We start from the raw sequence: 11,764 nt of genomic DNA, 5'->3' as shown, positions 1-11,764 counted from the left end.
GACACGCCCGTCCGGGCGTCGGCGGGGGCAGGATCGGGTGGCCGGTTGCGGGAGGGTGAGCGGGCCGAGCTGGAGCGGCTGCGGGCCGAGGCCCGGGAGAAGGACAAGCGCATCCGTGAGCTGGAGATGGAGCGTGATGTGTGCAAGCGATTCGTGGCCTTGTGGGTGAAGTAGCTGAGGCAGACCCGGCCGTGGCGGTCAGGGTTATCAGCAGCTGCAAGGCCGAACAGAAGATTCCGCACCGCATCGGCTGCCGGGCACTGGGCGTGTCCGAGTCCTGGTTCTACAAGTGGCGCGATCGTGAACCGAGCGCGCGGGAGGTGCGTCGGCAGCACCTGGTGGAGGAGATCGAGGAGATCTTCCAGCGGTCCGGGGGCACCTACGGCTCGCCGAAGGTGTTCATCGAGCTGGTCCGGCGCGGCTGGCGGGTGTCGGTGAACACGGTCGCCAAGGTCATGGCCGAGCTCGGGCTGGCCGGACGGAAGATCCGGCGGCGCCGGTCGCTGACCAGGCCGGGCAAGCGGCCGGCGGCCCCGGACTTGGTGCGCCGGGACTTCACCGCAGAGGAGCCCGACCTCGTCTGGTGCGGCGATCTCACAGAGATCGACACGGGCGAGGGCAAGCTGTACTTGGCGACGGTCATCGATCTTTTCTCCCGCCGTTCGCTGGGCTACGCGATGGGCGAGCGGCATGATGCGGAGCTGGTGGTGGCGTCGCTCAACATGGCCGCGGCCACCCGCGGCGGCGACGTACGCGGCGTGATCATGCACACGGACAGGGGCAGCGAGTACACGTCTCGGCGCTTTCGGCGGGCGTGCCGCAAACTCGGCGTGACCCAGTCCATGGGCCGGGTCGGGTCATGTTTCGACAACGCCGTGAGTGAGGCGTTCAACAGCGTGCTGAAGGTCGAGTACGTGCACCGGCAGGCCTTCCGCACCCGCACCGAGGCCCGCATCAAGATCGCCACCTGGATCACCGACTTCTACAACGCCAGGCGGCTACACAGCGTGTGCGGGTTCAAGAGCCCGATCGACTACGAACGTGACTACCGNTACAACGCCAGGCGGCTACACAGCGTGTGCGGGTTCAAGAGCCCGATCGACTACGAACGTGACTACCGGGCCACCCTCGCCGAGGGACTGGCCGCATAGATCGTCTCCACGCTGCGAGGGGATTGACACTGACGAAGAACGCCGCGAGCAGGAGCGCCAGCGCGGCATCGCCGCCCGGCCACCCGCACCAGACTGGCTGATGCAGCAGTCCCTCGGCGGCCGCCACCCCGTCGCCGTCCACGTCGGCGGCTGCCACATGGCAGGCAAGACCGTGCGCGGCATCAGCCGCGAGCAGGCGGTGCGGGCACTCGCCGAAGGGGTCGAGGCGTGCACCCACTGCCGGCCCGACACCGAGCTCGGCCTGCTCGACTGACGGCAGCCGCATAGCCTCCCGCGGGGAGGAAACCGGGAGGTGCGGCGGGCACCGCCAAAACTCGCCCGGCAGGGCCCAGCGGGAGCCGCTCCCAGGGGGGTGGAGCGGCTCCCATGCGCACCACCATGCACCACATTCCAGCCACAGCGAAAGAGACCAGACACCGATATCTGTCAGGGGTCACGCGCTCTCGCCGCGGCCGGCACGCGCCTTCGCCACCGACTCCTCCAGCGCCGCCATCAAATCCACCACCTGCCGCGGCTGCTCCACCTCCGGCACCTCAGGCAGCGTGCGGCCCTCACGCTTCGCGTCGATGACCTCCTCCAGAGCCTCCGTGTACTGGTCGGCCAGCCCCAGATCCTCCAGCGCTTCAGCGGACTGCATGTCGATCAGGCGCATGGCCTGCTCGACCTCCTCGTCCGACAGCGTCACCGGCTCCGGGGCGAGGGAGGACGGGTCGCGGATCTCGTCATCCCAGTGCAGGGCGTGCAGCACGAGAGCGTCATCGCGGACCCGCAGCAGCCCGAGCCGCTCCCGGCCCCGCAGCGCGAACTTCGCAATAGCCGCCTTCGACGACCGCTCCAGGGCCTTCCTGAGTACTGGTGATCCCGGTTATCCGTAGCTGCGGAATGGGCCGCCAGGCGGTCGATCCCAGGCCGCCTGTGTTCACTCGTGACGGGCTGCGTCCTTCGAAAGTCCGCCGGAGCTTTCCTGCTCGCTGTGGTGAGCGGGTGGCGGGGCTGTGGTTCCTCGTGGGATGAGATGGGTGGGCAGGACGATGTGCCGGCTGCGGTCCGCTTCGGAGTCGTTGATGAGTTTCAGGGCCAGTTCGGCGGCGGCTCGGCCCATGTCGGAGGGGGACTGGGCGACGGTGGACAGGTCGAGCCATTCGGCCATGAGCTGGTCGTCGAAGCCGAGGACGGAGATGCGCTGGGGCACGTCGATCTGCACGGTGCGCAGGGTGGAGATGACGGAGGCGGCGAGTTCGTCCTGCTCGGCGAAGATTGCTGTGGGTGGTTCGCGCAGGCTCAGAAGGTTGCCGACAGCTTGGGTGGTGCCGCGTTTGTCGCGGGGCGGGGTGGTGACGATGAGGTCGTCGTCCGGGGGGATGCCCGCCTCGGTGAGTGCCTGTCGGTAGCCGACGAGGCGTTCGCGTGAACTGAAGCTGAAGCCGCGGGCGTTGACGGTGTGGGCGAAGGCGATGCGGCGGTGTCCGAAGTTGATCAGGTGGCGGGTGGCCTTGCAGGCGGCGGAGACGTCGTCGACGTAGACGCTGGGGCGGCCTTCGACGTGCTGGCTGATGTAGATGACCGGCATGCCCAGGTCGTCGAGGCGGGTGGTCTCGTCCTTGGTGAGGTCGAAGCAGAACACCAGCAGCGCGTCCGCGTTGCGCCGGGCCGGCAGGCGGTCGAAGAACTCAGCCCGCTCGGCCAGATCTGGGACCACGTAGACGGTCATCTCCATGCCCGCGTCCCGCAGCAGCGGGCCCAGGCTGGACAGCGCCGCCCCCATGAACCACGAGTCGAGCGTGGGGACGAGCACCGCCATGACACCGGTACGGCCAGTGACCAGGCTCGACGCCTGACGCGAGACCGCGAAGTTCAGCTCGCGGGCGGCCTGCTCGACCCGGGCCCGGACCTCGGGTGAGACCGATGTCAGGCCGCGCATGGTGCGCGAGACGGTGGACGGGGAGACCCCCGCCCGTTCGGCGACGTCGGCCAAGGTGGGGTGCCGCTGAGCTGGTGACATGAGCGGAAGTTAGCACAGTTCGGGCCTCTGACGGCAGCCTTCGTGACAGCGCTGTCACGAGAGTCTCCAAGGGTGGAATGACCGCTTACATCGTGTAAGTGCAGGAGAGTTCCCCCGTAAAGCATCCGCGCTACTAGGGCGTTACGCATTGACTTCCAGTGGGTGCACTCCTACGGTGCAAGCGTTGTCTCAGCGGAGGCAGGGCCGTCGCCGTGAAGTCATCCTTTGATGCCTTGACCTGCGCTTTTGATCTACAGAACGCCGTGACAGCACAGTCTCGTAACAGAGGCATCCCAGAGTCATCTCGGTAGCTACTCCCTACAGGGCGCCCTCGCCGAGACTTCGGTTCCGCACGTCCAGGAGAGACAGTGAACGCCAGAACCACCAGAGTCCTTCAGTGCTCGGCCGTGCTCGTCGCCGCCGGGCTCCTCACCGCCTGCGGCTCCTCCGACAGCGACAGCTCCTCGGGGCAGTCGAAGAGCCCGTCGTTCTCGGGCCGCGGCCCAATAACCTTCGCGGCCGCCAAGGACAGCTCCGGCGTCGTCCAGAACGTGATCGACAGCTGGAACACGCAGTACCCCAAGGAGAAGGTCACCTTCGTCCAGCTGCCGTCAGACGTGAACCAGCAGCGCCAGCAGATGATCCAGAACGCCGAGACTAAGTCCGACGCCTACACGGTGCTGTGGATGGACGTGGTGTGGACCTCGGAGTTCGCCGCTCACCAGTGGATCGACCAGCTGCCCGCCGACCAGTTCCCGCTGGACAAGATGCTCAAGCCGGTGGTGGAGACGGGCAAGTACCGCGGCAACCTGTATGCGGTGCCGCATCACTCCGACGGCGGCGTGCTGTACTACCGCACCGACCTGCTGAAGAAGGCCGGCATCAGCGCCGCGCCGACGACGTGGGCGGAGATGAAGACCGCCTGCGCCAAGGTCAAGAAGCTGCCCGAGGCCAAGGACATGGACTGCTACGCCGGCCAGTTCCAGAAGTACGAGGGCCTGACGGTCAACTTCGCCGAGGCCGTGAACTCCGCCGGCGGCGTCATCACCGACGCCGGCGGCAAGCCCGACGTCGACACCCCCGCGGCGAAGAAGGGCCTGGACTTCCTCGTCGACTCCTTCAAGGACGGCACCATCCCCAAGGCGGCCATCACCTACCAGGAGGAGGAAGGCCGCCAGGCGTTCCAGTCCGGCAAGCTGATCTTCTTGCGTAACTGGCCGTACGTGTACTCGCTGGCCGAGAAGAGCAAGGTGGCGGGCAAGTTCGCGGTCGCGCCGCTGCCCGGCCTGGGCGGCGCTGGCTCCTCCAGCCTGGGCGGCCACAACGTGGCCCTGTCCTCCTTCGCCAAGAACAAGGCCACCGCGCTGGACTTCATGAAGTTCTTCACCAGCGAAGCGAGCGCGGCGACGTTCCTCAAGGACGCCTCCATGGCCCCGCCGTACGGGTCCCTGTACGACGATCAGGCGCTGGTCAAGCAGTACCCGTACCTGCCGGTGCTGAAGAAGTCGATCCTGAATGCTGTGCCGCGCCCGCGGGTGGTGCAGTACGGCGACGCGTCCTCGGCGATCCAGCAGGAGGCATACGCGGCCCTGAACGGTGACAAGTCCAGCGCGCAGGCGCTGAAGGACCTGCAGAGCGCACTGCAGAAGTCCGCGGCACAGTGAGGAGAAAGGCCGTGGTCGACACCGACATCCCACCACCCGGCACCACCGGGGACACCACCGGGGACACCACCGGGGACACCACCGGGGACACCACCGGTGGTCCTGCCGGAAGGAGATCCGCGCCGGTGAAGGCAGGTAAGAGGGCTTCTCGAAACCGAGTGTGGGGCCAGGGGTTCCGTACGGGTGTGCTGTTCAGGTGATTGTGGCCGCGCGGGGGCATGAAGACAGGGCCTCTCGGTAGCACGGAGGGTGTCGAGTCCACCAGGCTGCCGGGGAGGCCCTGTTGCAGCAGTTGTATCCGTCAGCGGCGGAACAATCCATTTGGGACACGCGGGAGTGTGACTGCTTCGCCCACAAGTACGGGAACGCGGCGGACAATCCGTCCGGCGGGCACTGCTATCCGACCGACATGACGGAGGAGGAGTGGGCCGCGGTCCGCGACATGATTCCGGTGCCGGCGTGGGCCGGGGGCCGGGGCGGCCGGCCGGAGGAGTACTGCCACCGGGACATACTCGACGCGATCCGGTACGTGGTGGACAACGGCGTGAAGTGGCCCGCGCTGCCTGCCGATTACCCGCCGTGGAAGGCAGTGCACCGGTTCTTCACCCGCTGGCGCAAGCAGGGGCTGATCGGCGAGTTCCACGACCGGCTACGCGCTGCGACCCGCCAAGCGCAGGGCAGGGATGCGGAGCCGACGGCCGGGGCAATCGACTCGCAGTCCGCGAAGGGCACGTCCACGGTCGAGGCCGCGACCAGCGGTTATGACGGCGGGAAGAAGATCAAGGGCCGTAAGCGGCACATCGTGGTGGACACCCTCGGCCTGATCCTGGCGGTCATGGTCACCCCCGCCTCGACGCAGGACCGCCACGCTGCCCAGGACCTCCTCGCCCAGGCCGCCGCACGGCATCACCGGCTTCGGCGCGTATGGGCGGACAGCGGATACACCGGCATGCTGGTGGGCTGGTGCGCGACCGTTTTGAACCTGATACTGACGATCATCCGCCGCAGCGACGGCCAGAGAGGCTTCGTCGTGCTGCCCAAACGGTGGATCGTCGAGCGGACCTTCGCCTGGCTCACCCGCTCCCGGCGCCTGGCCCGCGACTACGAGCGGCTGCCCGCGTCGTCGGAGGCGATGATCCTGTGGTCGATGACCATGGTCATGACCCGCCGCCTCGGCCGTCGCCGCAGGCGAACCGGCCCGGTGCCGGCTCGTGCGCCCATCCCCGCGCAACGAGCCGCTTGAGCTTGCACCGCACGCCCTCGGTCTTCGCCGGAACCACCTCCAGCCCCAACAAGGCAGTGACCTCACGGCAGTTCAGCGGCTGACCGCTGGTGGCGCGGCGTTCGGCCAGCAGGCCCATAACCTGCTGATACTCCGGCGCCAGCACCTCGGCCGACAACCCCTCCCGCCATACCGGGACCAGCGACCCGGGCTTCACCGCCGACGGCGTCCTGGCCTTGTTGCCCTCCGACATCTTCCCCGCCACAGCGTCCTGGCGTGCGGTTTCACCCGTCTCCCACACCTCGCCGACCCGCCTGCGGGCGATCAGCCACTCGTCCCACTCCGACTGCGCCGCCTCCAGCTCGGCCTGCAACTCCTCCACCCGCTTCCGGGCCGCACGCTCCCGCTCCTCCAGCCGCCCCAGCACCGACGCCATCACACACCTCCAGCACGCCACCTCAACGGACGCACCGGACCTAACCTCCCCCACCCCGGCACCATGCCTGAGCAGCACAAACTCAGCCACCACACTCGGTTTCGAGAAGCCCTCTAAGCGGGCCTGGGCGACCGCGGCTTCCGGGCGCACTGCGGCGCTGCTGGTGTCGCCGACGCTCCTGGTGCTCACAGTCGTCGTCCTCTACCCGACGGTCATGGCGTTCACGGAGTCGCTGTACGGTGCCAAGGGCCTGGATCCGAAGACCGGTTTCATCAGCGACACCGAGCCGTTCGTCGGCCTGCAGAACTACGCCGACATCTTCGGCCAGGCCGGCGACCGGTTCTGGAACGCCTTTTGGAACACCACCTTCTTCACCGTCGTCACCGTCGGCCTGGAGACGCTGATCGGTCTCGCGATGGCGCTGATCATGCACAAGGCGTTCAGCGGCCGGGCCCTGGTCCGCGCCTCCATCCTCATCCCCTGGGCCGTGCCCACGGCCATCTCGGGCCTGCTGTGGCGGTGGATCTTTAACAGTGACGGCATCGCCAACGCCCTCCTCGGCCAACAGGTGTTGTGGACCACCGAGGGCTTCCACGCCAAGGTCGCCGTCATCATCGCCGAGGTGTGGAAGACCGCCCCCTTCATCGGCCTGCTCGTCCTGGCCGGCCTGCAGGTGATCCCCAAGGAGGTGTATGAGGCGGCCCGCATCGACGGGGCCGGCCCGCTCGCCCAGTTCTGGCGGATCACGCTGCCTCTGGTCAAGCCCGCCCTGCTGGTGGCGGTGCTCTTCCGCTGCCTGGACGCGCTGCGGATGTTCGACCTGCCCTACCTCCTCATCGGCGCGCAGAAGAACTCCGTGGAGACCCTGTCCATGCTCGCCCAGAACGAGGCGTCCAACGTCCGCTTCGGCCCGGCCGCCGCCTATGCGGTGCTGCTGTTCATCTACGTCTTCCTCATCGCGCTCGGCTTCGTCCGGCTGCTGGGCACCGACCTCGTCGGCGACGTGGGCGGCCCGCGCAAGACCAAGCGCAACAACAAGCTCCGGCCCGCCTCGCCGGCGGCTGGCAGTGCGGAGGCATCGGCATGACCGCGACCGTGAAATGGCGAACTTGGCTGCTCTACCTGGGCGTTGCCGCGGTGGTGGCCTACTGCCTGGCACCCTTCTACTGGATGCTGGTCTCCAGCCTGCGCAGCACCTCCGACATCTTCGACACCTCGCTGCTGCCGACCTCGGTGTCGTTCGAGAACTACCGTGCGGTCTTCAGCCCCTCCCAGGGATTCGGCCGCGCCCTGCTCAACAGTCTCATCGTCTCCGGCACCACCACCGTGCTGGCCCTGCTGCTGGCCACCTTCACCGCGTATGCGATGGCCCGGCTGCAGTTCCGCTTCAAGCGGCTGATCCTCACGCTGATCATCGCCACGTCGATGTTCCCGGTCGTCTCGATCGTGGTCCCGCTGCTGAAGCTGTTCACCGACATCGGCTGGATCAACACCTACCAGGCGATGATCGTGCCCAGCATGTCCTTCGTGCTGCCCCTTGCGGTGTGGAACCTGACCACGTTCTTCAAGCAGATGCCCGACGAACTTGAAGAGGCCGCCATGATCGACGGCTGCACCCGCGGGCAGGCATTCCGCAAGGTCATCATCCCGCTCGCCGCGCCAGGTATCTTCACCACCGCGATCATCGCCTTCATCGCTGCCTGGAATGAATTCCTCATCGCCCTGTCGATGACGAACCGGCCCAGCATCCAGACCGCACCAGTCGCCATCTCCAAGTTCACCGGCGCCACCCAGTTCGACATCCCCTTCGGCAGCCAGATGGCCGCTGGCGTCCTCGTCACCGTCCCCCTGGTGATCATGGTGCTCATCTTCCAGCGCCGCATCGTCGCCGGCCTCACCGCCGGCGCAGCCAAGTAGCCGCCCCTTCTGGCCCGAATCCCCCACATCCCCTTCAAAGGACTCGTTCAACAGAATGCCTTCCACCACGCCCTGGTGGCGCAGCGCCGTCATCTACCAGATCTACGTCCGCAGCTTCGCCGACGCCAACGGCGACGGCGTCGGCGACCTCGCCGGCCTCCGCTCCCGCCTGCCCTACCTCAAGTCGCTCGGCGTGGACGCCTTGTGGATCAACCCCTGGTACAAGTCCCCGATGGCGGACGGTGGCTACGACGTCGCCGACTACCGCGCCATCGACCCGCTCTTCGGCACCCTCGCCGACGCAGAGCAACTCATCGCCGACGCCCACGAACACGGGATCCGCATCATCCCCGACATCGTGCCCAACCACACCTCCGACCAGCACACCTGGTTCCAGGCCGCCCTCGCGGCCGGCCCCGGCAGCCCAGAGCGCGAGCGGTACATCTTCCGCCCCGGCCGCGGCACCGACGGCGCCGAGCCGCCCAACAACTGGGTCTCCTGCTTCGGCGGCCCCGCCTGGACCCGCCTGCCCGACGGCGAGTGGTACCTCCACCTCTACGCCCCCGAACAGCCCGACCTCAACTGGCAACACCCCGACGTACACGCCGAGTTCGAGTCCATCCTGCGCTTCTGGTTCAGCCGGGGCGTGGACGGCTTCCGCATCGACGTCGCCCACGGACTCGTCAAGGACCCCGAACTGCCCGACCTGCCTCCCCTGCCCGACCCAGCGGACAGGCAGCCGCGCCACTGCGTCCAGCACCCGCACTGGGACCGCGACGAGGTCCACGACATCTATCGCACCTGGCGCAAGGTCGCCGACGAGTTCGACGGTGACCGGGCCTTCGTCGCCGAAGCCTGGGCCGACACCCCCGAACGTCTCGCCGCCTACGTCCGCCCCGGCGGCCTGCACACCGCCTTCAACTTCGACTTCCTCATGGCCAGCTGGGATGCCAAGGACCTCCGCACGGTCATCGACGACTCCCTCGCCATGCTCAGCGACGTCGGCGCACCCGCCACCTGGGTACTGTCCAACCACGACGTCATGCGCCACACCAGCCGCTACGCCCGCGAAACCGTCGCACGCTGGGTTCCCAACCAGCGCTATCAGCCCCAAGGCAGCGTCGACCTGGACCTCGCCACCCGCCGCGCCCGCGCCGCCGTCCTGCTCATGCTCGCCCTCCCCGGCGGCGCCTACATCTACCAGGGCGACGAGCTCGGCCTCCCCGAAGTCGAAGACCTGCCCGAATCCGTCCTCCAAGACCCCATCTGGGAACGCTCCGGCCACACCGACAAGGGCCGCGACGGCTGCCGCGTCCCCATCCCCTGGTCCGGACAGACCGCGCCCTTCGGCTTCAGCCAGGCCGACGCCTCGGCCGAACCCTGGCTCCCGCAGCCCGCGAACTGGAGCGAGCGCAGCGTAGAGGCACAGACCGGCGACGAGACATCAATGCTGGAGCTGTACCGCACCGCCCTGCGCCTGCGCCGCGCGCATCCCGCCCTCGGCGACGGCACCATGACCTGGCTCGACGCCCCCGCCGACGTCCTCGCCTTCCGCCGCGAACCCGGCTTCACCTGCGTGGTCAACCTGTCGAACGAGCCGTACCAGCTGCCTGAACACAGCACGATCTCGCTGGCCAGCGGCCCGATCAGAGACGGACTTCTGGAACCGGACCACGCGGTCTGGCTCAAGGTCTAACCATCCCCCCCAGGGGCAACGCCCCCTCTCCATTCGCCAGGGCCTCACCCAGGGTCCCTTGCATGATCGAGGTCTGTCCGGATTCATCCGGTGAGTCCGAGGGCAGCCAGGGGCCTTCGCCAGTCGCGGGCGGTGTGACGTAGAGCGGCGGCGATGTTGGTGTGGCCGTTCTGACGGTGGACGCCGATGGCGAGGTTGCGCAGGCCGGCCATGATGCGCGGAAGATGGCCGACACGGATCTTGGAGTCGTCCTCGCGGAACGTGCGGTCGCGGACGTGGTGCAGAAGATTTTCGATCTTCCAGTGCCCTCTGATCCAGTCGGCGAGCTGGGCGCCGGTGACCGCGCCGGGCGGCAGGCTGGTGATCAGGTAGAGGCGCTCGATGGTGAGCTTGCCGCTGGTGAAGTCCTTCCTCCAGCGCACGACTTGCAGGGCCTGGCTGGCATCTGGGTAGTCGAGGTGGGCGAAGGCGGCGGCCTTCAGCCGCCGGATCTCCAGGCGGTGATGGGCCCGCGTACGGTCGTGGTGGTCGAGCCTGATCTCACGCCATGGCAGGCGGCGGACCCTGTCGAACAGGCTGGGATGGTTGGCCTTGACCTGGGCGATGTAGTGGGCACCGCGCTCGCGGAGGTAGGTGCCGTGAGCGTGCTGGGTGTGCAGCGCGTCGGCGGTGATGACCGTGCCGGTCAGGTCGACGCCGTCCAGCAGGGGCCGGAAGGCGGGGATCTCGTTGCTCTTGTCGGTGACCTGGCGCTGGGCCAGGACGTGGCCTATGTGGTCCATCGCGGCGAGCAGGGTGACGTGCCCTGTGACGCGGGTGCGCGAGCCGCGCAGGGCCTTGCCGTCGACAGCGATCGCCCGCAGTCCGGGGCCGGCCGGGGTGGCGCGGGCGGTGAGGAAGGCGCCGATCGCCCGGTCCAGGGCGTCGCCGTCGAGCTGGACGAGCAGACGGCGCAGGGTGTGGGGGTGCGGGACGGACACGGTGCCGGAGAGCGGGTCGGTGGGGAAGCCGAGAACCCGGCAGGCCCACGCGGGGACGTCGCCGATCCATTCCGTGATCGCGGTGAGCGAGCGGGCACCGGCCAGGACACTCGCCGCGGCCGCGGCGACCAGGGCGGACAACCGGTAGCGGCGGCCACGGACGCCTCGGGGGTCGGGCACCAGATCCAGGAAGCCGGACAGCGCGACCGCGTCCGCCAGCGGGACCGGCGCGGCAGTCCGGCCCAGTTGGGCCAGCGCGGTGGGCATGGGAGAAGATGCAGGAGCAGGCACGGACTCGCCAGGTGTTCATGGGACTTCGACACTCACATGATCACTGAGACCGTGCCTGCACTGCGTCCGCCCCCTGCCCGAACCGGGATGTCCCCTCCAAGACGGGCCAGCACGGCACTCCGGACGAATCGTGATCATGCAACGGCCCCTGGGGCCTCACCGGTGTTATTCCCCGCTGACCGGAGAGGCCCTGGCCCATTGGACAACGGACAGCTGCAACGCTCTCCCTGCGGAATAGGAGGAGAGCGGCTGCCAGCGCCGGCCCGAGGCGGTACCAGGGTGGTCAGCCACTTTCATGGTGGCAGGCACTCGCTCCGCGGGTCTGTAAAGCGAGCGGTGTAACTGGGCTTGGTGTGGCTAGAGTTGGCCTGCGGTGAGGCGGCC

The 11,764-nt window shown here is 68.1% G+C and carries 10 protein-coding genes and 1 pseudogene; 7 read left to right on the top strand and 4 right to left on the bottom strand.

The window, feature by feature from the left end; all coding sequences use genetic code 11:
• Nucleotides 1–140: 140 nt before the first annotated feature.
• Entirely contained in the window at nt 141–1,151 is a 1,011-nt protein-coding gene (locus F3T56_RS44430; protein ID WP_425473749.1) for an IS3 family transposase, read from the top strand.
• A gap of 100 nt (nt 1,152–1,251) precedes the next feature.
• Nucleotides 1,252–1,425, top strand: a complete 174-nt coding sequence (locus F3T56_RS44425; RefSeq protein WP_216373099.1) for a DUF6233 domain-containing protein — start codon at nt 1,252–1,254, stop codon at nt 1,423–1,425.
• 180 nt (nt 1,426–1,605) lie between these two features.
• On the opposite strand, the pseudogene F3T56_RS44420 reads toward F3T56_RS44425, so the two are convergent.
• Nucleotides 1,606–2,013, bottom strand: a pseudogene (locus F3T56_RS44420) (Ku protein); the annotation flags it as partial.
• Between the two features lie 78 nt (nt 2,014–2,091).
• Nucleotides 2,092–3,174 (bottom strand): LacI family DNA-binding transcriptional regulator, encoded by a 1,083-nt coding sequence (locus F3T56_RS44415; RefSeq protein ID WP_342787069.1) that lies wholly within the window; start codon nt 3,172–3,174, stop codon nt 2,092–2,094.
• Nucleotides 3,175–3,542: 368 nt separating this feature from the next.
• Here F3T56_RS44415 and F3T56_RS44410 point away from each other — a divergent pair, with 368 nt between their 5' ends.
• Entirely contained in the window at nt 3,543–4,838 is a 1,296-nt protein-coding gene (locus F3T56_RS44410) for an ABC transporter substrate-binding protein (protein ID WP_149831144.1), read from the top strand.
• 409 nt (nt 4,839–5,247) lie between these two features.
• Entirely contained in the window at nt 5,248–6,081 is an 834-nt protein-coding gene (locus F3T56_RS44405) for an IS5 family transposase (protein ID WP_149831143.1), read from the top strand.
• Here the strand turns inward: F3T56_RS44405 and F3T56_RS44400 are convergent.
• Nucleotides 5,996–6,496, bottom strand: coding sequence for a hypothetical protein (locus F3T56_RS44400; RefSeq protein ID WP_149831142.1), 501 nt, complete (start codon nt 6,494–6,496; stop codon nt 5,996–5,998). The two genes, F3T56_RS44405 and F3T56_RS44400, sit on opposite strands and share 86 nt — an antisense overlap.
• A 163-nt stretch (nt 6,497–6,659) precedes the next feature.
• Between F3T56_RS44400 and F3T56_RS44395 the strand changes: the two genes are divergently transcribed.
• The 3 genes from F3T56_RS44395 to F3T56_RS44385 are packed head-to-tail and all read left to right on the top strand — an operon-like array spanning nt 6,660 to nt 10,109.
• Nucleotides 6,660–7,583, top strand: a complete 924-nt coding sequence (locus tag F3T56_RS44395) for a carbohydrate ABC transporter permease (protein WP_246204776.1) — start codon at nt 6,660–6,662, stop codon at nt 7,581–7,583.
• Nucleotides 7,580–8,413 (top strand): carbohydrate ABC transporter permease, encoded by an 834-nt coding sequence (locus tag F3T56_RS44390; RefSeq protein ID WP_149831141.1) that lies wholly within the window; start codon nt 7,580–7,582, stop codon nt 8,411–8,413. Before F3T56_RS44395 ends, F3T56_RS44390 begins: the two co-directional genes overlap by 4 nt.
• A 55-nt stretch (nt 8,414–8,468) precedes the next feature.
• A complete protein-coding gene (locus F3T56_RS44385) occupies nt 8,469–10,109 on the top strand; it encodes a glycoside hydrolase family 13 protein (protein ID WP_149831140.1) in 1,641 nt (546 codons plus the stop codon).
• Nucleotides 10,110–10,192: 83 nt separating this feature from the next.
• Here the strand turns inward: F3T56_RS44385 and F3T56_RS44380 are convergent, their stop codons facing one another.
• A complete protein-coding gene (locus tag F3T56_RS44380) occupies nt 10,193–11,356 on the bottom strand; it encodes an ISAs1 family transposase (RefSeq protein ID WP_149831139.1) in 1,164 nt (387 codons plus the stop codon).
• Nucleotides 11,357–11,764 lie beyond the last annotated feature (408 nt).

The sequence above is a fragment of the Streptomyces tailanensis genome, from assembly GCF_008386495.1.
In the GTDB taxonomy this organism is placed as follows: domain Bacteria; phylum Actinomycetota; class Actinomycetes; order Streptomycetales; family Streptomycetaceae; genus Streptomyces; species Streptomyces tailanensis.
This window is presented reverse-complemented; position numbering and strand designations above follow the sequence as displayed.